This is a genomic window from Runella sp. R5_40, from assembly GCF_057652295.1.
This window is the reverse complement of record NZ_JBYFCH010000015.1, coordinates 126,726-151,971: the sequence shown is the minus strand read 5'-3', so window position 1 is coordinate 151,971 and position 25,246 is coordinate 126,726. Positions and strand designations below refer to the sequence as shown.

General features: G+C 44.0%; 22 protein-coding genes and 1 riboswitch. Of the genes, 7 read left to right on the top strand and 15 right to left on the bottom strand.

Going from position 1 to position 25,246, the window contains the following annotated elements; all coding sequences use genetic code 11:
* Window positions 1–3: 3 nt before the first annotated feature.
* Complete coding sequence (locus AC23N5_RS21895) at window positions 4–1,587, bottom strand: Na+/H+ antiporter (protein ID WP_183980223.1); 1,584 nt, start codon at window positions 1,585–1,587, stop codon at window positions 4–6.
* A gap of 77 nt (window positions 1,588–1,664) precedes the next feature.
* On the opposite strand from AC23N5_RS21895, the gene AC23N5_RS21890 reads away from it, so the two are divergent.
* Window positions 1,665–2,537: a ribokinase gene (locus AC23N5_RS21890; RefSeq protein ID WP_487757255.1), complete on the top strand. Its 873-nt coding sequence runs from the start codon at window positions 1,665–1,667 to the stop codon at window positions 2,535–2,537.
* A gap of 159 nt (window positions 2,538–2,696) precedes the next feature.
* Here the strand turns inward: AC23N5_RS21890 and AC23N5_RS21885 are convergent, their stop codons facing one another.
* Window positions 2,697–3,149: a hypothetical protein gene (locus tag AC23N5_RS21885; RefSeq protein WP_487757254.1), complete on the bottom strand. Its 453-nt coding sequence runs from the start codon at window positions 3,147–3,149 to the stop codon at window positions 2,697–2,699.
* 225 nt (window positions 3,150–3,374) lie between these two features.
* On the opposite strand from AC23N5_RS21885, the gene AC23N5_RS21880 reads away from it, so the two are divergent.
* The 3 genes from AC23N5_RS21880 (at window position 3,375) to AC23N5_RS21870 (ending at window position 6,076) form a co-directional block, all read left to right on the top strand.
* Window positions 3,375–4,682, top strand: a complete 1,308-nt coding sequence (locus AC23N5_RS21880; protein WP_487757253.1) for an aminotransferase class V-fold PLP-dependent enzyme — start codon at window positions 3,375–3,377, stop codon at window positions 4,680–4,682.
* Between the two features lie 175 nt (window positions 4,683–4,857).
* Window positions 4,858–5,313 carry an OsmC family protein gene (locus tag AC23N5_RS21875; protein ID WP_487757252.1) on the top strand — a complete coding sequence of 152 codons (456 nt, stop codon included), beginning with the start codon at window positions 4,858–4,860 and terminating at the stop codon, window positions 5,311–5,313.
* Window positions 5,314–5,326: 13 nt separating this feature from the next.
* Window positions 5,327–6,076, top strand: a complete 750-nt coding sequence (locus AC23N5_RS21870; protein WP_487757251.1) for a thioredoxin domain-containing protein — start codon at window positions 5,327–5,329, stop codon at window positions 6,074–6,076.
* 5 nt (window positions 6,077–6,081) lie between these two features.
* Here the strand turns inward: AC23N5_RS21870 and AC23N5_RS21865 are convergent, their stop codons facing one another.
* Complete coding sequence (locus AC23N5_RS21865) at window positions 6,082–6,345, bottom strand: hypothetical protein (protein ID WP_487757250.1); 264 nt, start codon at window positions 6,343–6,345, stop codon at window positions 6,082–6,084.
* A gap of 207 nt (window positions 6,346–6,552) precedes the next feature.
* Here AC23N5_RS21865 and AC23N5_RS21860 point away from each other — a divergent pair, with 207 nt between their 5' ends.
* A complete protein-coding gene (locus AC23N5_RS21860; RefSeq protein ID WP_487757249.1) occupies window positions 6,553–7,350 on the top strand; it encodes a HipA family kinase in 798 nt (265 codons plus the stop codon).
* Window positions 7,328–7,711: a DUF3037 domain-containing protein gene (locus AC23N5_RS21855; protein WP_183973118.1), complete on the top strand. Its 384-nt coding sequence runs from the start codon at window positions 7,328–7,330 to the stop codon at window positions 7,709–7,711. The genes AC23N5_RS21860 and AC23N5_RS21855 overlap by 23 nt, the downstream gene beginning before the upstream one ends.
* A gap of 39 nt (window positions 7,712–7,750) precedes the next feature.
* Here the strand turns inward: AC23N5_RS21855 and AC23N5_RS21850 are convergent, their stop codons facing one another.
* A complete protein-coding gene (locus AC23N5_RS21850; RefSeq protein ID WP_487757248.1) occupies window positions 7,751–9,052 on the bottom strand; it encodes a hypothetical protein in 1,302 nt (433 codons plus the stop codon).
* A gap of 130 nt (window positions 9,053–9,182) precedes the next feature.
* Between AC23N5_RS21850 and AC23N5_RS21845 the strand changes: the two genes are divergently transcribed.
* Entirely contained in the window at window positions 9,183–10,613 is a 1,431-nt protein-coding gene (locus AC23N5_RS21845; RefSeq protein ID WP_487757247.1) for a 3-keto-alpha-glucoside-1,2-lyase-like domain-containing protein, read from the top strand.
* A 121-nt stretch (window positions 10,614–10,734) separates the two neighbouring features.
* On the opposite strand, the gene AC23N5_RS21840 is transcribed toward AC23N5_RS21845, so the two are convergent.
* The 11 genes from AC23N5_RS21840 to AC23N5_RS21790 all read right to left on the bottom strand — a co-directional run bounded on the left by AC23N5_RS21840 (window position 10,735) and on the right by AC23N5_RS21790 (window position 25,188).
* On the bottom strand, window positions 10,735–11,478 hold the full coding sequence (locus AC23N5_RS21840) for a hypothetical protein (RefSeq protein WP_487757246.1): 744 nt from the start codon (window positions 11,476–11,478) through the stop codon (window positions 10,735–10,737).
* A 1-nt stretch (window position 11,479) separates the two neighbouring features.
* Window positions 11,480–12,367: a TraB/GumN family protein gene (locus AC23N5_RS21835; RefSeq protein WP_487757245.1), complete on the bottom strand. Its 888-nt coding sequence runs from the start codon at window positions 12,365–12,367 to the stop codon at window positions 11,480–11,482.
* A gap of 184 nt (window positions 12,368–12,551) precedes the next feature.
* Window positions 12,552–14,996 carry an outer membrane beta-barrel protein gene (locus AC23N5_RS21830; protein WP_487757244.1) on the bottom strand — a complete coding sequence of 815 codons (2,445 nt, stop codon included), beginning with the start codon at window positions 14,994–14,996 and terminating at the stop codon, window positions 12,552–12,554.
* Between the two features lie 292 nt (window positions 14,997–15,288).
* Window positions 15,289–16,194: an NAD(P)/FAD-dependent oxidoreductase gene (locus AC23N5_RS21825; RefSeq protein ID WP_487757243.1), complete on the bottom strand. Its 906-nt coding sequence runs from the start codon at window positions 16,192–16,194 to the stop codon at window positions 15,289–15,291.
* Between the two features lie 10 nt (window positions 16,195–16,204).
* Window positions 16,205–17,404 (bottom strand): hypothetical protein, encoded by a 1,200-nt coding sequence (locus AC23N5_RS21820; RefSeq protein WP_487757242.1) that lies wholly within the window; start codon window positions 17,402–17,404, stop codon window positions 16,205–16,207.
* Window positions 17,405–17,489: 85 nt separating this feature from the next.
* Window positions 17,490–19,625: a transcriptional regulator gene (locus AC23N5_RS21815; RefSeq protein ID WP_487757241.1), complete on the bottom strand. Its 2,136-nt coding sequence runs from the start codon at window positions 19,623–19,625 to the stop codon at window positions 17,490–17,492.
* A 167-nt stretch (window positions 19,626–19,792) separates the two neighbouring features.
* A complete protein-coding gene (locus AC23N5_RS21810) occupies window positions 19,793–20,890 on the bottom strand; it encodes a YncE family protein (RefSeq protein ID WP_487757240.1) in 1,098 nt (365 codons plus the stop codon).
* Between the two features lie 4 nt (window positions 20,891–20,894).
* The gene (locus AC23N5_RS21805) at window positions 20,895–22,841 is read right to left on the bottom strand and encodes a TonB-dependent receptor plug domain-containing protein (RefSeq protein WP_487757239.1); all 1,947 of its coding nucleotides are present in this window, start codon (window positions 22,839–22,841) and stop codon (window positions 20,895–20,897) included.
* Window positions 22,842–22,900: 59 nt separating this feature from the next.
* Window positions 22,901–23,104: riboswitch (cobalamin riboswitch) on the bottom strand.
* Window positions 23,105–23,141: 37 nt separating this feature from the next.
* A complete protein-coding gene (locus tag AC23N5_RS21800) occupies window positions 23,142–23,363 on the bottom strand; it encodes a hypothetical protein (protein WP_183973098.1) in 222 nt (73 codons plus the stop codon).
* Window positions 23,364–23,370: 7 nt separating this feature from the next.
* A complete protein-coding gene (locus AC23N5_RS21795; RefSeq protein WP_487757238.1) occupies window positions 23,371–23,706 on the bottom strand; it encodes a hypothetical protein in 336 nt (111 codons plus the stop codon).
* Window positions 23,707–24,033: 327 nt separating this feature from the next.
* A complete protein-coding gene (locus AC23N5_RS21790) occupies window positions 24,034–25,188 on the bottom strand; it encodes a PepSY-associated TM helix domain-containing protein (RefSeq protein WP_487757237.1) in 1,155 nt (384 codons plus the stop codon).
* Between the last annotated feature and the right edge of the window lie 58 nt (window positions 25,189–25,246).

Genomic DNA, 25,246 nt, shown 5'->3' with positions numbered 1-25,246 from the left:
CCCTTATTCGTTCAATCGGGCCTCTTCCAAGTCTAATTCGTGCTCTTTTCGGCGAAGCAATTCATCCGAATAGCTTTTCTCGTTTCGTAGTTTATAAAGCTCTCGGCGGCGTACATTGACCAACTCCAGCAACATACGGCGGTATTTGGGCAAAAAGTGCGGCACGGCCTTTTCGGTATCTTCTTTTAATAATTTCTGATTGGCAATTTCGGACATTCGTTGGTACCGATCTTTGATGCGGCCATAGGCATCAATGGTTTCGAGTTCTGCAACGTAGTTGGTTTGCAAATGATTGAGCGCTGCATCTGCCAAACGAAGCCGAATCTCCACCTCTTGCTCTTTATCTTCGTTTTCTTCTTCGCTGATTTTCAACCAACGAATAATGGGCGATAAACTGAGCCCTTGAAATACCAACGTAAACAAAATCACAACAAAGGTGATGAAAAGTAGTAGGTCGCGGTGGGGAAAGTGCGCGCCTCCCTCCAAGGTCAAAGGAATGGCCAACGCAGATGCCAACGAAACTACGCCCCGCATACCACTCCAAGCAATCAAAAACTCATTTCGCCAACTCAATTTGCGCTCTCTTTTGTTGAAAAAACACGACAAATACATGCCAGAAAATACCCACATTAGCCGAATAAGCACCACTAATACACTTATCACTAACCCATAAAAAACAAGTTCGGCCAAGGAGTACAACTGAAGCGCCGTAAAAATAGCGGGGAGCTGTAGGCCAATCAGGATAAAGACAAATCCATTGAGGATAAATATAAAAACATCCCACACTGAATAGGCTTGAATGCGGGTATTGTAGGAAAACATTTCGTGCGAGCGATAGCTCAAAAACAACCCGCCACTTACCACTGCCATTACCCCCGAAGTGTGAAAATACTCAGCAACGATGTACATCAAATAAGGAGAAATAACGGTCAAAGAAGTGTCAATACTGGCCGTGGTGGGCAGGTATTTGTGGATATAAAAAAGCGCAAAGCCAAACAAAAGCCCAATAAACACGCCCACCCCTGCTACCACAAAAAAGTTTGTGGCCGCGTTGGAAAACGTAAATTCTCCCGTCAAAGCAGCTGCTAACGCAAATCGAAAAACAATCAATGACGACGCATCGTTGATGAGGCTTTCACCCTCTAAAATAGTGACGACACGCTTAGGTACTTTTACGGTTTGTAGCACCGACGTCGCTGCCACTGCATCGGGAGGTGAAATGATGCCCCCCAACAAAAAACCGAGTGCCAACGGAAAATCGGGAATGAGCAACTGCATGACGAGCGCAACCGCCGTGGAAGTAAAAAATACGAGTCCAAAGGCCATCATGCTAATCGTTCGTCGTGCCGCCCAAAACTCTCGCCATGAAGTATTCCAAGCCGCTGCGTAGAGAATGGGAGGTAAAAAGATGAGAAAAACGATGTCGGGATTCAACGTCACAACTGGAATGCCAGGGATAAAACTAATCACCAAGCCTGCAAGCACCAAAAAAATGGGATACGGCACCTTTAGCTTTTCACTGAGCATCGACAGCATCGACACGGCCATCAAAAGGGTAACAATAAGCAGTAAATTTTCGTGAATCATGGGAGAATGTATAGGTGGATTTGGTAAAGTTAGCAAAATCAATCAAATTTAATTTTGACTAACGTTTCCAAAAATATATGAAAATCTTAAATTTTGGTTCTATCAACATCGACTATGTGTATGGAGTTCCCCATTTTGTAAAACCCGCTGAAACAATTGCCAGTACTTCGTACCAAGTTTTCATGGGGGGCAAAGGCTGTAATCAAAGTGTGGCATTGGCCAAAGCAGGCGTGCAAGTCTATCACGCAGGGGCTATTGGAGAAGATGGAATATGGATAAAAAACCAGTTGAACGATTGGGGAGTAAACGTTGATTTCTTAACGATTTCTGACGGCCCTACGGGCCATGCCATTATTCAGGTGGAGCCTAGCGGACAAAATGCCATCATCATTCACGGTGGGGCTAATCAGGCTATCCATTCTTCCCATATCCATGATGTGCTTCAGCATTTTGAAAAAGGGGATATTTTATTGGTACAAAATGAAATCAATGCTTTGCCCGAATTGCTCCTTGCGGCTTCCGAACGTGGGCTGAAAATTTTCTTTAATCCTGCCCCCATGACGCCCAGTGTTTTTGAATTGCCTTTGGAAACCATTGCCGTTTTTATCATCAATGAAGTAGAAGGGGAAGAACTAACCAACAAAAATACAGCAGAGGGTATTTTGCAAAAAATGGCAGAACAATTTCCCAATGCAGCTACCCTTCTGACGTTGGGCGACAAAGGGGCACGCTACCAACATGCGTCTGAAATTAGATCCATTAATGCTAAAAAAGTAAAAGCGATAGATACCACCGCCGCAGGAGACACCTTTATTGGTTATTTTTTGGCTAACTGGGCATTGGGTGAAACCTTAGATACTTGCCTCCAAAAAGCCACCCAAGCATCCGCCATTTGCGTTACCCGTGCAGGTGGCGCGGTATCAATCCCATCCAAAGAAGAAGTAATGTAAGAAGTGAAAGCCGTGTAGTCAGATTCTCAAATCAAGTGTGTAGTCAGATTCTTAAATCTGACTAGGAGGTTTCTCAAAACCTCGATTATTTCAGTTTTGAGAAACCTCATGCGTTGGGGTTAAGTAACCAACAGCACTAGAACCGCTGAGTATAGGAAATTAGTTTTTCTTCCCAACAAAAGAGATGGGGCCTAAATCAGCATCAACCGCCGAAATAGTGAGCAATCCACCAGTATAAGTAGCTACTTTTATAGTACCGCTGTAGGCTTCAATTTCGCCCGTAGCTGCTTTTTTGAGCGTTACTTCACCCAAATTAGATACATCGTCGGTAACTTTTCCTGAGGCATCTTTATCAGTAAGGGTAAGAATGGCCGTTGCTTTGTCGTCAGCTACTTTTGTTGCCACAATCTTTCCAGAAAGCGTAACTCCCGTGGTAGGATTGGTAAACGGCATATCGGCAGTAAACCCACTAACCGTAACTTTGGTGAGGGTATATGTGCCAGCGACTTGGTCGCCCATCGAAGGTTCTGGTTCGTCTTTTTTGCTACATGAGGTAATGACAAAAGCCATTAAAAGTACCAAAAGTGCAGATGTTAAACGAAGCTGTTTCATAAATGAGTAGAGATGTTAGATGATTTGTAATGGTTAAACGGATATAAATCTAGTCACAAATATAGAAAATCATATACCGTTTATCGCATAGTTTGCCAAAGCATTTATTTAACGGGCATTCTACTGAGGTATTTTCTATTGTTTTTTAACCCGATTTCAGTAGCCTTTTTAATCAGTTTTTTGTAGTATTGTAAGCCGCATTACATTTCAAAAACTCACAATCGAATGTTTAACCGTCGTCAATTTTTGGGCTCGCTTGGTGCTACCGCAGGTGCGCTCAGTCTTCCTCCTTTTCTTACATCTGCCGAAGCGAACAATTTTGAAACCCTCAATCGCCAAATCGGGCATTTACCCCCCGTAGAAGCCGCTCAGAATGAAGACTTTTGGGCTTGGGTCAAAACCGAATATACCGTTTCGCCTAATTTGCTTAACCTCAACAACGGCGGCGTTTGTCCGCAGCCGCGTTCGGTTCAGGATGCCCACATTCGGTTTTACCAATACTGCAACGAAGCCCCAAGCTACTACATGTGGCGGATTTTGGACCAAGGCCGTGAAGCGCTCCGCAGTAAACTTGCCGATTTGGCGGGTTGCGACGCCGAAGAAATTGCCATCAACCGTAATGCCACCGAAGGTTTAAACACGGTCATTTTTGGACTTGATTTAAAACCTGGCGACGAAGTTGTGTTGACCAAGCAAGACTATCCCAATATGATTAATGCTTGGAAACAGCGCGAAAAGCGTGACGGCATTAAGTTGGTCTGGATTAATCTTGATTTGCCCCAAGAAAACGACGCCTATTTTGTCGATAAATTTGTCAGTGCGTTTACGTCCAAAACCAAGGTGGTACACATTACGCACATGATTAACTGGGTAGGCCAAATTCAGCCCGTTCGCAAAATTGCCGACGAAGCCCACAAACGTGGCATCGAGGTCATTGCCGATGGGGCACATACGTTTGCTTTGTTAGATTTTAAAATTCCTGATTTGGGCTGCGATTATTACGCGACTAGCCTTCACAAATGGCTGTGTGCGCCTTTTGGTAGTGGCATGATGTACGTCAAAAAAGATAAAATTTCTAAGGTCTGGGCCTTGCTTTCCAACAACGAGCCTGATGGCCCCGATATTCGCAAATTTGAAAGTTTAGGCACGCGGTCGTTTGCCTCCGAAATGGCGATTGGTTCAGCTGCTGACTTTCAACTTTCTATCGGGACGGCCAGAAAGCAAGCCCGTGCGCACTATTTACAGCGGTATTGGACGGATAAAGCGCGTCAAATCCCTGGCGTAAAAATACACACTTCGCCCAATCCAAAATACGCCTGCGCTATCGCCTTGGTGTCGGTTGATGGGCTTAAAACGTCGGAATTAGACGGGCAACTTTATAACAAATTCAAGATTCATACGACGGGTATTGAGTGGGAAAACATAAAAGGGGTTCGGGTAACACCGCACGTGTATCACACCCCCAAAGACCTCGATCGACTGGTTCATGCCCTTGACGATATAGCGTCGGCAGCACGTAAAAAAACGGGATAGAAAATTGCTATTCCTGATTGCTAGACCTTCCAAGTTTTAGAAACTTTGTGTTTAAGCGCAAGACCTTCCAAGTTTTAAAACTTGGAAGGTCTTTGTTTTATGTGACAAATGTTGCTGACCAGTTTTATTTTTGCGTTCATCTTTGTGCCACCATTAGGATTAAAACACCAAAATTATGGCACAAGAACATTTTTATGACGTAACGGTTCGTTGGGAAAACGACCGCAAAGGTATCATGAGTTCAAGCGTTTTGAACGAGGAAATTGAAGTAGCGACTCCTCCCGAATTCCCCAAAGGCATGGCAGGGATTTGGTCGCCCGAACACCTGTTAGTAGCTGCTGTGAACAGTTGTTTGATGACAACTTTTTTGGCCATTGCCGAAAATTCAAAGCTTTCTTATGCTTCCTTTTCTTCCAAAGCCGTTGGGAAATTGGAAGTAGTTGAGGGAAAATACATGATTAGCGAGATTACCCTTATGCCTTCGTTGGGTATTTTTTCAGAAGACCAGCGCGAGCGCGCTCTCAAAGTGCTTCAAAAATCAGAAGCAGCATGTTTGATTAGCAATTCTGTTAAATCTCGTATTATCTTTCAACCCGAAATCGAACTAATGACCGAAGAGGTTGTTGCATAATTTTCAAAAAGTAATGAATAAATACACACTCATTCTCGCAATTTATCTAACAGGTATTCTTAGTGCCTGTGGAACACAATCAAACGAACAAACGTCAACCAATTCGACGTCAACAGCCAATGAAAATGGGACTATTTCTGCCGTAGAAGCCTACAAAAGAATCAAAGACAACCCTAAATTGACAATAGTGGACGTACGAACGCCCGAAGAGTACGCCCAAGGACACCTCGAAAACGCTCATAACATTGACTGGAATTCCAATAGTTTTGAAAATAAAATTGATGGTTTTGAGCGCGATAAACCCATTTTGGTGTATTGTTTGAGTGGTGCTCGCAGTGCTGCTGCCGCCGAAAAAATGCGCAGTTTTGGCTTTAAAAATGTCTTCGAAATGGAAAATGGAATGATGGCCTGGCGTGCGGCACAACTACCCGAAACCACGGCCAACGTAAGTGTAGCCAAGCCTGCGGGCATGAACCGCGACCAATTTGATGCGGCACTTAATTCACCTAAGTTAGTTTTGATTGATTTTTATGCCGATTGGTGTGCACCTTGCAAAAAAATGGCCCCTTATTTAGAGGAAATTAAAACCGAAATGGGTGATAAAGTGGAAGTCGTGCGCATCAATGCCGACGACAGTGGCGAATTGGCCTCTCAGCTTAGCATCGAGGGACTTCCTACCGTGCTTGTTTTTAAAAACAAAACAATGGTTTGGAAAAATGTGGGTTACATTGGAAAAGAAGAGTTGGTGAAACATCTTCAATAGCGCCTTTATTTCTTTTCTTGCCGCCGCGCCTTGGTCTTATCTGCAATCCACTGAAAAACAGTCGCAAAGCTCGCGATGGCGGTTGGCTTTATGAGGGCATTAAGCCAGTCTGTGGTATTGACAATATTTTCAAAAAGCGGCAGAGACGGTATTTTTGAATCAAAAAAGCTTTCAAAAACGGGGTAAAACTCCCCAAAAAGGGTGCTGTATATAAAAACCCCTATGCCAAAGCCGAAAAAAATTGATAAATAAAAACGAGTTGGTTTCATAGTGGTTACATTTTCTTTTGTTTCTGGCTCAAAACTAGCTTCATGCCTTTTTGTAAGAAAATCAAAGTGATAAAACTACACATTGTCGGGATGAAAATGCAAGGATTTGGGAACAAACTACTACCAAATGTCTTAAAAACCCCCTAACTTTCCAGCTTCAATCAATCCTGCCTCCCATTTTGTGGAGGTGGTTTAGCATAAAGACGAATGAGTCCAACTTTTTCTCCCCTCCGAACTGTCAACGTAACGCGTTATGTTACGCCCTTGCGTGAAGGCGGTTCGCTCCCTGCCCTTGTCGAAGCTGACGACGGTTTTTTGTACGTTATGAAATTTCGTGGAGCTGGGCAAGGGCCCAAAGCACTCATCGCGGAGCTTATCGCGGGTGAACTTGCGCGAACTTTGGGGTTTAAAATTCCAGAACTTGTCTTTACCGAACTCGACATTGCCTTCAGTCGTGCGGAGCCCGACGAAGAAATTCAGGACTTATTGAAAGCCAGCGTGGGACTAAATTTGGCCTTGCATTTTTTGTCGGCTGCCATTACGTACGATGCATTGGTAACCACCATTGAGCCAAAATTAGCTTCGCAAGTGGTTTGGTTCGATTGCCTTATCACCAACGTTGACCGTACGTCGCGAAACACCAATATGTTGATGTGGCACAAAGAACTTTGGCTCATCGACCACGGTGCGGCTTTGTATTTTCATCATTCATGGGACAATTGGGAACAACAGGCAAAGCGCCCTTTTGCTCCCATCAAAGACCATGTTTTGCTTCCGCAAGCGTCCGAATTAAAGGCTGTAGATGAAGAGTTTAAGGCTAAACTTACCACAGAACGTATTCGGGAGATTGTTAGCCTTGTTCCTGATGAATGGCTTATGGATGCCTCCAATTCGATGACTGCTGAGGAGCGTCGTCAAGTATATATTCAATTTTTAGAAACGCGCCTAGCTGCGTCAGAAATTTTTGTCAACGAAACCCAAAATGCCAGAAAATTACTTGTTTGAGTATGCCGTCATCCGCTTTGTTCCGCGGGTAGAGCGTGAGGAATTTCTCAACGTTGGGGTTATCTTATATTGCCCTTCGCAAGGGTTTTTACAAACCAAATTTCTCCTCAACGAAGACCGACTCAAGGTATTTGGGTCAACCGTTTGTTGCAATGAATTAAGGGAGCGGCTACGTACTTTTGAGCGTATTTGTGCAGGTCGAAAGGAAGGTGGACGTATTGGACAACTTTCGATAGCTGAGCGGTTTCGGTGGCTTACTTCAACCCGAAGTACCATTATTCAGTCTTCTCCTGTGCATCCTGGCTTGTGCCAAAATCCAGAAGATACGCTTCAACAACTTTTTGCCCAGCTTGTTGAGTGATTTTTTCTTACAGAATCACACGGGTAAAAAATGAATGCGTTAAAAGACTACCTTTCCAGTAGTCCCCTCTAGCCAAGTATTTCGCACGGCGCAGGGGCCGTTGAAGCGGTACTGAACGCCGACGATGTCGGTGGGAGGATTCTCAACTTTGGCGGTATAAGCCAGTTTGTTGTTGACAAAAATTTTCATTTCGCCCCGTTTACATTCAATCTTGAGCTTGGTCCATTCGTTGGGCGTGCAGCCAAAACCACTCAAATCGGCCTTGTTACTTGCTACATAATACCCAAAAGCCGCCAATGAAATATCGCCAACACAACCAACGCTCGTGAGGGGCACCATCATAATATCGTTTCTGGCTTGCAACATCACGGTCACGTTCTGGCAAGCATTGCTACCTTCGGGGAGGCCACTTTTCACTTCAGTTTCAAAGATGAAATTGTCCGTCATTATGCCCTTGAGGTCTTTCTGATTAAACAACCGAATCTTGGGCGGGGTTGGGTTTAATGGAACGTTGTACTTGTCGAACACGGGTTTATCTATCTCAACGACGGGGGTTTTTACGATGTCTGATGGCTTGAAATACAAAGGTTCAATACCCCAATCTGCTTCAACGACGCCAAGCCAGCCGTCGGTTTTGATTTGAATGTCGTGCTCTTTAATGATTTCCTTCCCAATCATCAATTTTGCTCGGAAATACCCAGGGTAAAAGTAGATGGATGAATGATGTTTGTCGTTTTTATTGACCAATACCTTACGCCGCACGTCCCACGATTGCGAAATGAATACCGAATCTTGAGGGTTGGCGCTGGTTGCGTCAAAGTCAAATACCACCGAGTTGGGCAATCCTTCGGTGAGCATTGTTTTTGACGAAAAGCTAAAATCGTTGGGATTGTATTTGGGTTTGCTCGAAAGAAAATAAAAACTAAAAATGCTTAACGAAACAACGACCAGTGCCACCAAAGCCCAGCGCTGACGATTCCAAAAACTAGTTTTGGGGATAGGTAAAGGTGGAAGCGAAACGGGCGGTGTTGTGATAACTGTTGGGGGAGGGGCTTCGGTTTTTTCTGGATTTTTAACCAAAAAATCACGCCAATCTTCGTAGTCCAAAAACTGCGCAAGGGCGTTGAGGGTGGTCATGGAAGGCTCGCTTTTGTAGCTGACTTTCCCAAATATCCGCTTCAAAGTTGATACGCTCAACGACACACTTGTTCTTTCAGTAATCTGTTCGCTGAGTTTTTCAAAGTCGTAATTATTCCAAACGCTGCTTTCGCCCCATTGAAGGTGCGCTTCCATCTGGGATTTGAGCTTGGAAATCGGTAGATGAATGGCTGTTGTGTTCATAGGGGGCAAAAATAAGGCAAAACGGCATTGAAATGATCTTGAACTTAACTTGAAACAAGTTTGAACCAGCTAGAACGGACGGATTCGCCGACTTTTGATGAAATTTTAAAAACTATACAGCTATTCGTCTATGAAAAAATTGCTTTCGTTTATGTTGATGGTCGTGTCTCTTCAAGGGATTGCACAAAAAAACAAAACCGTTTCTTCCCCAAAATTAACAGATAATTCAAATTTACTCGTACCCGAACGCTGGGATTTTCAGGCGGGAAAAGTGACATTTTTGGATTATAAAGGTAAAAAAGCCATGAAAATTGGTTCATTGTCGGGGCAAGTGGTGTTAAAAGACTTCGTGTTTAAAGATGGCACGATTGAATTTGACATAGAACCCCATCCTGCTGAGTTTGCGTCGTCGGTCTATTTTCACCGAAAAGATGCCAAAGAACAAGAAATTGTTTACCTGCGTGTACCTCGAATCGGGAGTAAACTGGCCAATCAAGGCATACAGTACGCGCCCTATTTTGATGGGGTCAATATGTGGGACATTTATCCGCAGTACCAAGCCCCTGCCATGGCCAAAACGGGGGAGTGGAATCACATGAAGTTGGTCATTTCGGGTAAACAAATGAAGGTGTATGTGAACGATATGGTCAATACGGTATTAGAAGTTCCGAAACTGGAAGGAACAATGGCCGAAGGCAGCATCGCTTTTGAGGGAGAAGGGTACATCACAAATCTCCAAATTAAGCCCAACGAAACCGAAGGACTCGCCAGCTATGAAGGAACTGATATGACCAAACATGATGGGCAGTACCTCCGTAAATGGGCAATTTCGACGCCTGTTTTGTTTCCCAAAGGCAACGAAACGTTTGCTGAAAACTTACCAGATGCGGAAGATTTTTTGGAAAGCATCGACGCTGAAACGGCGGGCTTGCTTAACCTAACCCGACGCTTTGGTGCTACGCCACAGCGTAAACTCGTTTGGCTTAAAACGACAATAACGGCTTCAGAACCCACCTTTACAAATTTGCAGATAGGCTTTAACGACGAAATCTGGGTGTATCTCAACAATGAAATGGTGTTGGTTGACAAAAACCTGTTTCCCCAAGTAGGAATGCGGAAAATCCCAGGTGGCCGACTTGCGATTACCAATACGGTGGCCAAGCTCAATCTTAAAAAAGGAGAAAACGAGCTTCTCATCGCAGTGGCCAACGATTTTTATGGCTGGGGACTCATGGCACGACTCGAAAATGTAGATAAAGTTGAGCGAATTGACGAGGTGGCTACGATCCTTAATTTGGCGGAAGAAATTAGAAAAATGCCACTTGAGCCCTACGTGGGGGTGTACACCCAACCTGGAAGTGATTATAAACTGACATTCGCTCAAAAAGACAAAAAACTTGTAGCAAGGGTGATTAATTCAGACGTTGAGTTTAAAATGAAATACATTGGAAATCATACTTTTAGCATTCCTAAAGCCTTTGCAACGGTGCAGTTTAAGCCAACCGAAAACAAACTGAGTTTTAAACAGGGCGTGGACGTGAAGGAGTTTGTGAAAGAGTAAAAAAACTGGAGCCTTTCCAAGTTTCAGGTTCTTGTGAGGATAAACTTGGAAAGATTGTTTGTGCGTTAATAAGCCTTTCCAAGTTTCAGGTTCTTGTGAGGATTAAACTTTGAAAGGGGAGTTAGCCTGGAAATGCAAATTCTTGATCTGTCAAATCAAGGTTGGTTTCTACTTGGGTGACAGAGATGGAAAGGGTGGTCTTCCCATTGATTTTTTGAGTAATTTCAAACGGAAAAACCATGTCGTTGACCGTCTGAAATTTACTTAAATACGTGTCCATATATCCGCCTTTTCCTGTCCCTTTTTTAATGGCATTTCGTACTAAAACAGGTAAATAAGTTTTGGTATCGAAAAAGTAGAAACTCGACAATTCTGCCACGGTAGCGTTGGTCATTGGCGGTGGTTTTTTGAGCAAGCGCACACGGTAACAATCTTTGCCCTCAACCAGCATTTTTCCTTCCAAAGTTACGCTGTATCCACGTTCGGCATAATTAACAAATGGGTCAAGCATTTGAATGTCAGCTTTTAAGGTTTCACTCTCTTCGGTCGTTAACTTTTCTAATTGTAACGTTTTCGGATTGGTATGCCAGCCCGTTGTTCCATCAAAACAGTTTTGATAGATACTCTTTTCTTGAAACAAAGCAACCGAGCGTTGTAAGTTGGGCGCTTTTTGTTGCTGAATATAAGGGATTTCCATTCCTTGCATTTTTAGAAAACCCGTTGTTCGAAGTGTTTTTAGGGAAAGTAACTTCTCTTTACCCCCAATGGCTTTCAAGTAATTTTCAATCACTTCATCGACGGTTTGGGCGCGGGAAATGATTGAGAACAAAAGGGTGAACAAGAGAAGCAATGCGTTTTTTTTCATTTTATAAAATTGGTTTTACCGAATATCCTTTCTTTTTAAGTAAACTCAAAACACCTTTTTCACCACCAAGATGTCCTGCACCTACGGCAAAAAATGATGATTTCGACTGCATGGCCTTTTCCATAATTGGAATCCAATTGGCATTCCGATTAGCGAGCAAAATGTCCTCGTATCCGTTGAAATCCCAGTCGCTATCGTCCATCAGCTTGACGAGCGCTTCTAGGTCTTGGGCTTTGTACAAGGCCACCATTTTTTCAAACTCTTTGGACGACTCTTCTTTTTTTCGAACCATGTCCACGAGCAAGGCCGCTTGTTTTTCGTACGGAATTTGGTCAAAAACGCCCATCTGAAATTCAACGGTTTCTAACCCTAATAACTCTTTTTTGGCGTTTGTGGCCATTTGGGTAAACATCAATTCGTAGGATTGAGGCTGGCAGTCGAGGAAAGTCATGTAAATCATGGACATAACCGTGAAAGGCTTCAGGCCGTTGTACATGGCAAGACTCATTTTGAGACGTTCTTTAAAATAAGTGTCCAAAACAGCATAGTCATCTTCCGACAGATAGTCTTTGAGTTTTTTACCGTTGGTCAGCATGGAGGTTTGCATCATCTTGGTCATTAACGTTGGGTCGTCCATGTCCAATTCCAGATAAACTTGTTCCGCTCTCCCAAAGGTCGATTTGGTTGAGTCGGTCATGAGGTAATCTTTGGGGCAAATCATGTGAATAGTTCCGTAAACATAGGACGGTTTGGCGAGCCCATTTCCTGATACTTCCCAGAGCAAGGATTTTTCTTGAGAGAAGGCCGAAAAGCCACAGAGGACAAGTAAAAAACCAAAGAAGCGGTTCAAATGGAGCAGTGTTACTCGGAGAGTAGCGGTTTTTGTCATGGCGTTTTGTTTAATTGAGGGAGGTTTAATTCCAATGTTTAACGTAAAAATAGGGCAACAAGGTACTAAAAAGCCAAAATAAAAAAAGCCATGCCTTAATCAAAGCATGGCTTTCCGACGTTTTCTTAACCTAAACTAAAATATCGTTGAAAGGGCGGGTTCGTTTTCCGACCCTTGTTTTTTGCTAGTTCTGACCCGAGTTGGCGCGGTTGCGGATGTCGTCGGTACTTGTGCTACGTTGGCGAGCTGCTTTCACGTTTTGATTTCCGAAACGATAGGTAAATGATACCCGCACTTGGCGGCTTTCCCAGCGAGAATATACTTTGAAATTCAAATCTTGGTATTTCACCGTTCCTGCAAAGCGGTTCAAGAAGAAAATATCGTTCACGTTTACGCGCAGAGAGGCTTTGCGGTTCCATAACGACTTGGCAAAACCAGCACTGATTTGTCCTTGAGCCTTGGCTTGTAAGAGGTTATATTGGGTTGGCGAGTTCCAAAAACCGCTCAATTCGGCCGTGTATCCTTTCGGTAAAGTGAAGTTGTTGGTCATAAATACCGTTGCTCCAAATTGCCCCAAGTCGAGGTCGGCACCGTAGTAGAACGAGCGGTAGCGGTTGTAAAACGCGCTGATGTTGTTTTGCATCGTCCACCATTTTTTAACCGTCACAGGAATACTAAAGGTCAGGTTATAACTGTCTTGGTGGTCTAAGTTTTCGGTGGTTACGTAGGTCTTGTTTTCTGACGCAATTTGTTTCGGAATTTGGTCGGCAATCACGTCATTGATGCGACTGTATCCCAAGGAGGTTGAAAATGCGCCTTTGAAGACGTGGGTAATTTGGAACGAATTGGTAAACTGTGGACGCAAGTTCGGATTTCCTTGTTGGAACGTATAAGGGTCAAGGAAAAACTGGAACGGGTTCAAGTTGCGGTAATTGGGACGGTCGATACGGCGGCTGTACGAGACGTTCAAGACGTTGTTGGTATCGAGCGAACGAGAAACAAACACACTTGGGAACAAGTTGACGTAGTTGCGATCCACGACGTTGTTGAGCGTCACTGAGTTACCCTGCGAATGAGTATGCTCGGCGCGGAAGCCCAATTGTACCTGCGTTTTTTTGTTCAATGACGTGCTATAATTAAGATAAGCAGCATTGATGTTTTCTTTGTAAATGAACTGGTTAGAGCGAGTTGGGTCAAGCGTCCAAACGTTATCTACTTGGGTTTCAAAACGCATGTCGTTGTCGGTATTCACAAAGCTACTTTTGGCACCTGTTTCTATTTTTCCTTTTTTAAGAGGGTGGATATAGTCAATTTTTGCACCCGCGATTTGAATGTTTGAAGGCATGATGTTTCTGAATACATCCTTGCTGGTGATTTCATCGCTAGGGGAGAAGTAGGTCGTACGTAAATCATTGCCAGAGTTGCCATTAAAAATCGAGTAATCAGCATCGGCAGTCAGCTCACGTCCTTGTCCTAAATCATGTTTAAGGTTGACGTTGGCTGTATAATTATCCAAACGGTTGTGGTTGTAAGTATCTGTTTCAAAACGGCTCGTTAGTGTTTGGTTTTTATCGCGAAAATCCGTTCTTGAAACACCATTCATTTTAAACTGGTTGAGAAAACCAGTGGCTAATACCCCGATGGTCGTTTTTTGGGTGACAAAAAAGTCAACCCCGCCCCGAAAACTCACATTTTGCGGATTTCCTACGCGTGGACTGTTTTGATCCATGTACGTAACTTGGTCTTGAAATGCAATTGTACGGTCGATGTCTTGGGTATTTTGGAAGCGCCCGTGAAAAACACTTACGTTTCCAAACGCATTGTATTTGGCATTGCGGTAGTTGAGCCCTAGCGATCCGTTTAGTTTCTCATAGCGGCCATAACCTGCTCCCAACGTATAGTTTCCGTTCGTTCCAAAATTTTTGTTTTTCTTCAATACAATGTTGATAAGACCCGTATTTCCAGCGGCATCGTATTTGGCAGGAGGGTTGGAGATAAGTTCAATTTTCTCAACGTTATCACTCGGCATCGACTGCAACATATTCATCAAATCTTGCATCGAAATTTGTTGCAACTTCCCATCAATCATCACCATCACTCCTTGGCGACCTTTAAACTGGAGGCGGTCGTTTTGGCGGTCGATGGTCACACCTGGGGCTTTTTCAAGCACTTCGAGGGCGGTTCCACCCGCCGAACCAATGTTGTTTTCAACGTTGACAACCATGCGATCGACTTGTTGCTCTACAAATGGTTTTTTTGAAACTACCTTCACCTCTTGAAGCGTTTGGGTGTTTTCGGCAACGATAAGCGAGGGGACTTTCAGGCTAAGTTGGCCTTCTTTTAGTTCAAAAGGCGCTGAGAATGATTTCTGGAAACCTACCATGGTGGCCGAAATCAAATACCGACCAAGCGAAATGTTTTCAAATTCGTAAGTGCCAGATTCGCTCGAAATAGCCCCTTTGGCGAGGGTAGAGTCCTTGGCGTTAAGCAACAAAACCGTGGCGAAAGGAAGTGGTTTTGTTGCTGATTCTTTTACATCTCCCGTGATTTTCCCCTTTGAAGGAGACTGTGCAATCACATTGGAACAAAGCAAAACGAATGCTGCGATGAAGCTGCTAGAAGTTTTCATGGCTACTGTTTAAAATGGCTGTTATTAATTACCGCTTCAAAGGTATAGTACTGTGCATTGCAAGCTACCTTTTTTTACATAAGCGGTAGATTTTTTTAGATAAGCGGTTTTGGCTGTAAAAACTGCTTATTTGTGACAAAAGGCAGCAGTTAGGCAAAATCAATGCTCCTAACTACTGCCTTTTGTTTTACTTATTTCATGGATTGCTTTGCTTTCAACTTGCTGTTATGTCTATAAGATGCAATCTCAAGCAAGAAGGTTGCATCAACTGCAAAAAAAATGAAAAAAATATTTAAAACGACTCTTCAATGAGTTCTCGATTCAAAACCGCCGCTGCCATCGAGCCCTTGGCGACGGCATTGGCCACCGAACGAAAAGGGGAGGTGTTGTCGCCAGCGGCCAGTATGCCAGGTTGGCTGGTTTGCTGCATTTCATTGACTTGAATATAACCTTGTGGGGTCAGTTCGCAGCCAAGTTGGGCAGGGAGATCAGTGTGTTGAACAAACGAGGGACGATAATAGACCGCCTGTACGGGTGGTTTTTCTTGGTTTTTGAGTAAAAGGTGCTCAATCTGCCCATTTTGGTGTACAAACTCGTCGATTTCGCCTTCAATCATTTGAATGCCATTTTTAGCCAATTTCAAACGTTGTTCTGGACTCAAGGTTGACGGGCCGTTTGTACAGAGCGTCAACTCTTTGGTCCAATTAGAGATCATTTTTACGTATTCAAAACCTTCGTCGCCATTGCCAATGACGGCCGTTGGGGTATTTTTTACCTCAAACCCGTGGCAATAGGGGCAATGAATGACCGAAATACCCCAACAAGCTGAAAGTCCTTTGAATGTCTCCAAGTTATCTTTGATGCCCGTGGCAAACAAGAGTTTTTTAGCCCCGTAGCTTTCGCCACTTTGAAGAACTACTTCGAACCCAGCTTCACTTTTATGGGCTTGAACGGCTGTTCCTATTTTCCATTCGATGGTAGAATAGGCAAGTACTTGTTGACGTGCTTTTTCTAAAATACGGAGGGGTGGCTCTCCATCTTGCGTCAGAAAGTTGTGAGAATGAGGTGTTTGGCGATTGCAAGGCAATTGATTATCAATGATAAGCACGTTTCGTAGCGCGCGCCCAAGACCCATCGCCGCCGAAAGACCCGCAAAGCTACCACCAATGATGATGACGTCGTGTGTGTGGGATGACATAGCTCAACTTTTAGTGTTCTGCACTTGATTCAATACCAACAATGGCAAGACGATAAGGAGTACCAGAAACCTTTACTTTTTTCGTATTTGAAAAGTTGGCAATTTCAATTTGAATGATTTCGCCAGTTTTAGGTTGGGTTACGTAAAGATACTTTGAAGTAGCCTCAATTTGTGGTTTTTGAGTTTCCCCTTTGTCAGTGGCAGAAAGTATTGTCCCACTCTTAATAAGTTGGTTGGTTTTGATGTTGTATAATTGTACTTCTCCCGAGTGGAGAAGTACCACTAAAACGTTACCAGCATAATCTACTTTACACTGCATGATGTCTTTGCTGAGAACAATCGGGGTAATTTTACTATTGGTAACATCAATGACATAAGTACCCATAGCGGCGGTATAACCCACAAATGTATTTCCACCTTCTAAGATTGTTCCAAACCACGCAGTACCGAAGTCGGATGGATGGGGAATTAGTCGCTGCGTGCCTGCTTGGTCAACGACCAAGATACCACTTGCAGAACCGAAAAGTGCGACTTTACCGTCTGACGCATTCCCGTGGATACCCTTTGTTTGTAGGCTTGATGCAAAAATTTGTTTTCCAGTGGCGTCCACAATTTTTACTCTTTCGGGGAGCGTTCCAGCTACGGAGCCATCTTTTTCAGTGATGGCATAAGTGCCATTATCAAATTTGGTCATTGCTCCGTGATGCGCTAAGTTATTCGCATTGATTGCTTTCATTTTAGCCCCAGTAGTGTGGAAGTCAGATTCTTGGGCAACATCTAGCGTTCCGTCTCCATCATTGAAAATAATAACTTCGTTGCCTTTACTTTTGAAGTGAGTAGGTTGTTTACCTTGACCAACCAAGGCCGCCCATTTTGGCGTTCCTTTGACATCAACGTGGTCGCTATGTTGTTCAAAACCAGTGTCAAAGGCTTGCACGGAATTGTTTTCGCGGTGAATAACTACCCCAAACCGTCCTGAGGCAGTTGTGTAGAGTGCGGATTTTGGGAAGAGTGCTTTTTCAAATGTGACGCCACCAGTTCGAGGATTGAGATACGAAATATCTGTTGTGGATTCATCACTAACCATGACCCTGATAAATTTGTGCTCAAGGTTGTCATCGGGGGCTACATCGTTGTGATTGTGGCAGGCACTAAACGTAGCAGTGATACCCAAAGCTACAAGTGAGGTGTAATAAAGGTGTTTTTTCATTGGACTTTTTATATTTGCAACAATGATGCAAATATAAAAGGCTTGACCCTATTTTGCAACATTGTTGCGAAATAGGGTAGTGGTTCTACCAAAATCCATAATACCGCCCCATCCAATACGCAAAAAGAAAGTAGGAACCACTGTCTTCGGTTTTGCCACCATCGCCCGAATCAAATTCTTTTGGGTTGGTGTTCCAGCGTGAGACACCGCTTTCGGGGGTAGGGATGGGCTCGGTGGATTGAAGACGGCGGAAACGGCTTATCAACGGGTCTTTGGGTAAATCCCAACGATGACTGTTTTCCATCCGCCAATTAATCAAGTCGAGCGGAAACTGCTGGATTTCTTCCAAAGCGATGGCTACATCACAATCTTTGCGCAGCATCACACTTGCCATTACGTTCCAGATAGGCATGTGGTCAGACTTAACGGCTTTCCAACTTCGTTCGAGGCTTTTGAGGTAGAGTTCGCGATTGGGGTCTCCTTTTGTGTAATTGAGCAAACCATAATAAGGGAAAAAGTTCAGAATATCGTCAGAATGGCTGGTTTCAAACGGCCCAAAAACCTTGGCTTGCAGGGCATTTTTGGCATAACCGTGTTGATTTACCAAATAGTGATAGTGCTTTTCGTACTTTTCATCACCTGTAAAGTGGAAGGCGGTTTTGAGAAAAGACAAAATTTGTAAGGAATTGAGTCCCCGTTCGTACATCCAATTGGGCGAATGATTGAGCGAATCGGGATGCCAAACTCCCCAACGGGTTGGCTTGCCGTCGAAGTCAATCAAGTGATAATTGTGGTCAATGATATGGTCAACGGTGCGTTTGATGAGCTGTTTCGTTCTTTCTTTTTGTTCATCGTTGGCCACCAAATCATAAAATATAGGTAAGGCAAAAATATGACCTGTGATTTCGTCCGAACTGGTGTCGTCCAACCATTGCCATTGGCCGTCGGGCGAAGGATGCCAGAGTTTTGGGTGTGGCGACCGTGACTGTGTGATGGGGTCGGTAGCTAAGGCATACGAACGGGCAGGATAACCCGAAATGCCCGAAACCTTTTCGAGTCGTTCTAGGGCTTCAAAGGTGCGAATGGCTCGGTTTTTTGCGGAAGAGTCGCCCGTGGAGGCATAATGGAAACATTCGGCGACCAAATAACAGGCCGTCCACAAGCCGTCGTTATCTTCATTGTTGAGGTAACTTGTCGAAATATCCCCCGCCACTTTTAGATGAGAATGGTTGACCAATCCACGGCGATTGTGCCGTAGCACAATCGTCTGTTCGATTCGTTTGGCTTTTTCTTCCAAGGTCATCGCTTGCTGCTGAATTTGGGCAATTCCTTGCGGCGTTGCTACCCAAACTGTCAGTGAATCAACGACTAAAATGTCATTCACTTGGTTGTCGGGAAGCCAGCGTCTGCCGTTGTAGTATTGCCAGCGACTATCTTTTTTTATCAATCCTTTTTGAGTTCCCATCCAAAGCCCGCTTGCGAAAGGCGTAAGTACCGTAACAGGCCCGTAAGGAAGTCCGTCGGTGGCTCTCAGCACCCAATGATTTCCGTCGTTGGCAATACATCCCACCGACCACAGGCTACTATAAACCATGTCTTGCTCGTTGTTGTAATTGGTCAGGGCAAAATACATTTCTTTATTTCCTACGGCCATGAGGCTTTCGTCGAGGTTAAACCATCGCCCATTGGTACGTCGCCACAGTCCACGGTTGGTTGCGACGTAAAGTTGTCCTTGAGCGTCTTTGGCTACGCTATTCACGCGGCTTTCTTTGACGTAAAGCGACGGTGACCATTGCCCATTCCAGCCCATTAGGCCGTTGTTGGTACCCACCCAGAGTTGCTTAGGTGTTTCCCAAAAAAGGGTCAGGATGGTATCGGTTTGCGAAAGCGGCGGTTGGGGGATTTGTTTCTCTTTTTTTTCGGAATAAATGCCCCGAGCAGTCGCCATCCATATATTTCCATCGCCATCTAATGAAGCGTTTGTCAATTCAGTGGATTGCTTTTGGCCACTCCACTTTCCTGATTTGAACCGAAAAATACCCGTCGAGGTAACGCAGATTCGTTGGTCTTTCGACTGAAAAAGCTTTAGCGTATTTTTCCCAGCTTCAGTGGGAAGCGTAATATCGGTTTTTATGTCTTGGTGGTAGATAGCTGAGGGTTGGGCCGCAACGTAAAAAGCGGAGGTAAATGCGATGAGAAAGGTTAGTAGAATAGTGGGCATTGTCCAAGGGATAATAAAGTTTGTAGCTGATTATTATACGAACCTCGGGCTGGTTTGGGCTACTAAGAGTGGGGTGTAAAGGGTGGCTTTGGTGTAAAAAAAGGGAGTACCCGTTTGGATACTCCCTAAAACATCACTGCTAACTGTTAATGGGTGGATATGAATGCTTATTTTTTGAAGAAAAACTTGCTTGGGGCAATTTCAGCCTTTACCGAATCAATGAGTGTCCCGTTCGATTTATAGCGAAAAACGTAACCTGCTTGTTTGTAAGAAGGAACTAAACCAGCGTACAAATCGCCCGTTTGTGGGTCAACGGCCAAGCCACCACTAAATAGGCGGTTGATAAAAGGAGTCTTTGCTTCAATGGCCGTACTTGTCGTGCTGAAACTGTAGGTTTCACCTTTTTGAACGTAGTTATCTGCGGCATCATAAAACGAGAATGTGTAGTAAATCGTCGCTTTGTCGGCACTCAAAACAAACGAACTGGGCGATTTTGACGCGTTAGAAGCGGTGATTTTGAGTTTGTTTTCTACTGTTTTTGAGCTGGTATTTATCTTTTGCAGCTCACCTCCTGCATATACCCAAAGTTTGCTGCTTGCGTCCACGCCAATGATGTTTGGATTGCGGCCTACCTCAATTGTTTGTTTTACGGCATCCGTTGTGACGTCAATCACAGTTAAGACGGTTTTTCCCGAACCTGTATTTCCGACATATACTTCATTTCCTACTAATGCCAGCGATTCGGCGCCGTTTTGAACGGCGATTTTTTTCACAATCTTGTTCGATGTCAAATCCAACACCGCGATGTAGCCTGGGTTTTTGTAAAAATTAGAGAAATCGCCCGTTGCATCCCACGCACTGACGTACGCTTTTGTTTCGGAAACTTTGATGACAGTGCGCGGATTTTCAATTTCGGCAGAAGGAATCGTTGCTACGGTTTTAAAGGTGCGGGCGTTTACGATTTCGATGGCATCCTTGCCCGCCGTCGAATTATCGACCAAAATAATGCCTTTGTCATTTACTTCGGCATAGCCACTCAAGCCCCCTGCGATAGAACGCATGTTTTCTTTTTGGAAAATATCAGTAACTGCCGTTTGACCAGTGCGTTGGATGAGGCTGAGTGTGCCATTATTGTCCGTGAAATTTCCAGCGTTGACAACAATCACCCCTGTATCATAGGGTTGTACGGGTTCGGTTTCGTTTTTTTCGCAAGAGGCAAGAAGATTTACTGTAAAGAGTGCAACTAAAATGGAGTTGATTTTCATGAATTTATTTTTTTTGATTGAAAATGAAAATGACATTGAACGATACCGAGCGCATTGGCATCGCATTTTTCTTGAGATTGGGATATAGTGTGTTGGTCAAATTATTGCCTTGCAACTGAAAATGAAGCCGATGTTGCTTGAGTTTGTACTGGTAAGTTGCCCAAGCGTTCATCAGGTAATAACCAGGAAAGGGCCGTCCCGAATGGTCAAAGGTGATAAAACGTGCTGAGTTATAGAGTTGCTGAACAGTAAATGACCAAGCTCCCGATGTGACGCCCAACGTGCCGCTGAGACTGTGCCGAGGGACGTAAATCAACTGTTTGCCCAAAATGTCTTGGGTATAAGGGCCGTAGGCTTTTTGTTGGGAAGAATGCGTCAAGGCGTATTGAAACTGTGCCGTTGCTTCCCAAGCAGCGGTGATGACTCGGTGGCTGGTTTCGATTTCAATGCCTTTGGCGAGTACCTGTTGTAAATTTTCGACTTTATAATTTTTGTCAGGATTCCAATACGTCCAGTTGTCAATCAAATTGTGAAACGCATTGATGCTGTATTGCTGATGGAAGTGCTCAGAAGTGCGCCGTTTCCAAACTGCGCCAATTTCTTTGTTAAATCCAACTTCGGGTTGGAGGGCTGGGTTTCCGAGGTTGACCCAATAACGTTCATTGAGGGTCGGGACGCGATAGCTGTAGGCGATATTGGTGGTAAGGTTAAGGCGGTCGGTAGGGGTGCTAAAAACGCGGTAATCAAGGCCAAGAGACGGAGTAAAAGGGGGATTGTAGCCGCTCACCAGCGCCTGACGAAGGTTGAGTGAACTAGAAAACCGCAGACTGTGCTGGTACCGAAGCAGCATGTAAAAGTCGGCGCGGTTTTCGGTTTTTAGCTCTTTGCCGTATCCATCCACTTGTGCCGCATAGTGGGTAACTTCTGAACCAACTTTGAGGTTTGTTCCTCTTTCACAGCTTTTAATCCACGAAAAATCGTGCTCAACCCGAAATAAATAACGGTCAATGTTGGTATGACTAGGGTTTGTGTTGTCAGCCCTTCCGTAGTCCAACACATCGTTGATATAAGCTGCCCTCAGGAGGGTTTTTCCAACGTTGTACGACAACACATACCGTTGTGCCTTGGTTTGAGTAATCTCTCTCAGAATCAAGCTGTTTGGCTGAATGGTGAGGTTGTTGTCGGTAATCCAAGCATTTAAACTGAACAGATTTCCGTTGGAATGGAGGGCATAAATGTCCTGAACAAACCCTTTTTGTAGCGTTTGCATGGGTTCAACGGGGTACTGAGCTCCTTTTCTATTTTGAATCGGGTCATTGCCAAAATCGTTGCGAATATCTGCTCCGTAAAAAAGTGTTTTGCCCGATAATTTCCAATTTTTAGCTACTGGATAATAAAACCTTAACCCCGCTTGTCCTGCAAAATTTTTGGAGCTTTCGGCGCTTACTCCAGCAATGGCTTGAAGGCCCGTTTGGTTGAACTTGGGAACTGAGCGAAGTAAAATACTTCCCCCAACGGCGTCAGTACCTACGCAACTTGCCGCCGAACCGTATTGAATCGTCATTTCGTCGAAACCGCTCATCGGAAGGGTTGAAAAGTCTGACTGCCCCAAAGAGGGGAAGTTGATATTTACGCCATTCCACAAGACAGCCGTGTGGCTGGATGAGGTACCTCGAAACGAAATCGTGGCAAGCTGACCTGCCCCGTAGCTTTTGAAAGCAATGGGTGACTGAAATTGCAAGAAATTGGCGAGGGTTGTGAAGCGATTTTGGGCAAGCTGCGTGGAGTCAATGTCTTTGACTTTTTGCCCAATCATAAATCGCTCGGGTTTAACCGCCGTGACGGTTACTTCACAGAGTGTTTGCTCTTTTTGGGAATAACAGTTGGGACTGAATCCTGCCAAAGCAATACCAAGCACAGAGACGAGTACAGTAGAAGTACGTCTGACCATTTTTTAAAAATAAGTATGAAAAAAAAGCACTCAACTGTTCTCATCCTCCGTAAGAACACAATCAAGGATAATCAATGGCAGGTCTCCTGGCTTGTTTCTTGTTTTCAGACCTTCCCGCCCCAAAAGGGCAGTGGCAAAGCAGAGTGAAAACAAACGAACGAAACTTACAGTTGCGGGGACAGCGTCGGCATTGCACCGACTTCCCTATTAAGCTTGGGTCAAAAAGGGTATTTTTGACTAGCACCATAAACTGGGGGCAAAAGTAGTAAAAAAAAGGGATTACTAAAATCCCTTTTTACATCAGCTGTGAAGAAGCATCTCGCAAGAGACCCCTTCTTGTTTCAAGGCTTGGATAATTTCATCGGGTTGTAAATCGTCGGTTTTAATAGTAAGAATGTGGTTCTGTTCCACCAAATCGACACTAAAATGACAATACTTTCCCCGAAGGCACTCCAAACCACAGGTCGCTTTCAAGAGCCGAAAGGGACAGTCGATGTTGGTGCGGAAGTGCAGCGTTTTCATAGCAGCGTTAGTTGTTGGGAAGTGACGCAATCATTTTTTCCAGTTGGAGTTTGGCACAGGCAAAGTCCAATAATTCACCTAAATAATAAAGGTCATTGAGCGAGACGGTGACGCAGCTATATTCGCTTAATTGTAGAAAAGGAATGCTACGTAATTTAGGGTCAATGCCCATTGCTAAATGATGAGCATAACAACTGTGCGTATCTTGTACCAGTTTATAAAATTCGGTGACAGTACGGCTGAAGACCAAAATCCCAAATCCAATGGTGATTTGTTTGCAGTGGATACACTGAAGCACGTAGCCCAGTTTATCGTCTAAGTGAAGGGTTTTAAATTCGCACATGCCTGTAAATGAGTTATTTTTAAAAATTAATTTAGACTAATTATAATTAAATGTGCAAAAAAATAGCTTCAATTATTGTTCTGATAGCCCGAATGCGCTAAGATTTCGTTGGCATCTGATAAAAGCAGTGCTTCGTTATAAAAATTGCTCATGGGGGTTTGAACAATGATTTTGAACTAGGTCAGACGGTAGTCAGACCGTGAAAATAGGTCTAATAAAATGGTAAAAAATCTGATGTGTGTGTTGTGGTCTGACTATCGTCTGACCACAATTCATGGTTGTTTTTAGGAGAATGGGCTGGTTGTGAGCAACCAGCCACACAATTGTTTAAATAACTTCGACTTTCGCCGATTTTACAGCTGTTCTTTCTTTCTTTTTTCTTCGCCCCCACCAAACCATAAAGCCTGTAATGGGCAAACTGGTGGCCACGACAGAAAGTAAAAAAGCCAGTACTTTTCCCGCAAGACCTAAAATACCCCCTGTATGAATATCGTAGGTCATTCGGATTAATTTATCGGCAACATTTGCGTCTTTTAGTCTTCCATAGACGTGATCAACCGAGATTTCTTTTAAGGTGTATTGGTCAAAATAACGGTAGTCGATGCTCCAATAAACCCCATCTTTTTTATTTACGTTGGCCCCAATGGTGGAAGAATCAGATTCGATGGCGTGAACTTCGAGCGAAACTGCATCAGGGTGTTCGGCTTTCATTTTTTCCCAAATCAAATCAGTGACGGGTTTTTTAAAGTTGGTTTGAATGGGTTTTTGCGAGACGGGCTCCGTAAACAACAAGTTTTTTTCCCCTCCCGTGGCATTATAAATGAGATAAGTAAACCATTGGATACCAAAAAATATACCCGTAACTGCGATAATGAGTAACAAAGTAGAGCTATAAAACCCTAAAATGTTGTGTAAATCATAGTTTTTGCGTTTCCATTGCGTCGCATCTTTCCAGCGAAACCAGAAGCGTTGTTTCGCCGCTGCTTTGTTTTTAGGCCACCAAAGGACGATACCTGTAATGAGCAAAAACACAAAAATAAGGGTAGCATAAGAGGTAATGGGTTGTCCAATTTCGGGAGGAAGCCACAGGTAATAGTGGCCATCTAATACCCAATGGAAAAAAGTCTCTTCCATGTTTTGGACGTGTAGCACCTCGGCAGTATAAGGGTTATGATAAACAATGTAATAGTGTTCGTTGGGGGCAAAATCAAAAAAAATAGCCTCGACACTGCGCCCTTTTGCGGGGTAATTGATGGCGTGCAAATGGGCTTTGGGTAAGGTTTTACGGGCAACTGCCTCAAAGGCCGAGGGGGGAAGTATGGCTTTGTTTTCCACTTTTGAAAAGCGAAAGTCTTGGAGTGCATCCTGAATTTCTTGCTGAAAGGCGTACAGGCAGCCCGTAAGGCTTACTACAAACACGACAAACCCCGACAAAAGCCCGAGCCAGAGGTGAATGAAGCCAATGATTTTTTTGAAGTTCATTTTTTGATAATTTATGTCATACCAAACTGTGTTCCACTTCCCTGAGTAGGAGAGGTGG

Bases quoted from the DNA above. Each gene is read 5' to 3' on its own strand.
- AC23N5_RS21880 (WP_487757253.1), top strand. From the start codon at position 3,375: ATGTTTAACCGTCGTCAATTTTTGGGCTCGCTTGGTGCTACCGCAGGT.
- AC23N5_RS21845 (WP_487757247.1), top strand. From the start codon at position 9,183: ATGAAAAAATTGCTTTCGTTTATGTTGATGGTCGTGTCTCTTCAAGGG.
- AC23N5_RS21835 (WP_487757245.1), bottom strand. From the start codon at position 12,367: ATGACAAAAACCGCTACTCTCCGAGTAACACTGCTCCATTTGAACCGC.
- AC23N5_RS21875 (WP_487757252.1), top strand. From the start codon at position 4,858: ATGGCACAAGAACATTTTTATGACGTAACGGTTCGTTGGGAAAACGAC.
- AC23N5_RS21800 (WP_183973098.1), bottom strand. From the start codon at position 23,363: ATGAAAACGCTGCACTTCCGCACCAACATCGACTGTCCCTTTCGGCTC.
- AC23N5_RS21840 (WP_487757246.1), bottom strand. From the start codon at position 11,478: ATGAAAAAAAACGCATTGCTTCTCTTGTTCACCCTTTTGTTCTCAATC.
- AC23N5_RS21815 (WP_487757241.1), bottom strand. From the start codon at position 19,625: ATGCCCACTATTCTACTAACCTTTCTCATCGCATTTACCTCCGCTTTT.
- AC23N5_RS21825 (WP_487757243.1), bottom strand. From the start codon at position 16,194: ATGTCATCCCACACACACGACGTCATCATCATTGGTGGTAGCTTTGCG.
- AC23N5_RS21830 (WP_487757244.1), bottom strand. From the start codon at position 14,996: ATGAAAACTTCTAGCAGCTTCATCGCAGCATTCGTTTTGCTTTGTTCC.
- AC23N5_RS21860 (WP_487757249.1), top strand. From the start codon at position 6,553: ATGAGTCCAACTTTTTCTCCCCTCCGAACTGTCAACGTAACGCGTTAT.
- AC23N5_RS21895 (WP_183980223.1), bottom strand. From the start codon at position 1,587: ATGATTCACGAAAATTTACTGCTTATTGTTACCCTTTTGATGGCCGTG.
- AC23N5_RS21820 (WP_487757242.1), bottom strand. From the start codon at position 17,404: ATGAAAAAACACCTTTATTACACCTCACTTGTAGCTTTGGGTATCACT.
- AC23N5_RS21805 (WP_487757239.1), bottom strand. From the start codon at position 22,841: ATGGTCAGACGTACTTCTACTGTACTCGTCTCTGTGCTTGGTATTGCT.
- AC23N5_RS21870 (WP_487757251.1), top strand. From the start codon at position 5,327: ATGAATAAATACACACTCATTCTCGCAATTTATCTAACAGGTATTCTT.
- AC23N5_RS21890 (WP_487757255.1), top strand. From the start codon at position 1,665: ATGAAAATCTTAAATTTTGGTTCTATCAACATCGACTATGTGTATGGA.
- AC23N5_RS21850 (WP_487757248.1), bottom strand. From the start codon at position 9,052: ATGAACACAACAGCCATTCATCTACCGATTTCCAAGCTCAAATCCCAG.
- AC23N5_RS21885 (WP_487757254.1), bottom strand. From the start codon at position 3,149: ATGAAACAGCTTCGTTTAACATCTGCACTTTTGGTACTTTTAATGGCT.
- AC23N5_RS21790 (WP_487757237.1), bottom strand. From the start codon at position 25,188: ATGAACTTCAAAAAAATCATTGGCTTCATTCACCTCTGGCTCGGGCTT.
- AC23N5_RS21865 (WP_487757250.1), bottom strand. From the start codon at position 6,345: ATGAAACCAACTCGTTTTTATTTATCAATTTTTTTCGGCTTTGGCATA.
- AC23N5_RS21795 (WP_487757238.1), bottom strand. From the start codon at position 23,706: ATGTGCGAATTTAAAACCCTTCACTTAGACGATAAACTGGGCTACGTG.
- AC23N5_RS21810 (WP_487757240.1), bottom strand. From the start codon at position 20,890: ATGAAAATCAACTCCATTTTAGTTGCACTCTTTACAGTAAATCTTCTT.
- AC23N5_RS21855 (WP_183973118.1), top strand. From the start codon at position 7,328: ATGCCAGAAAATTACTTGTTTGAGTATGCCGTCATCCGCTTTGTTCCG.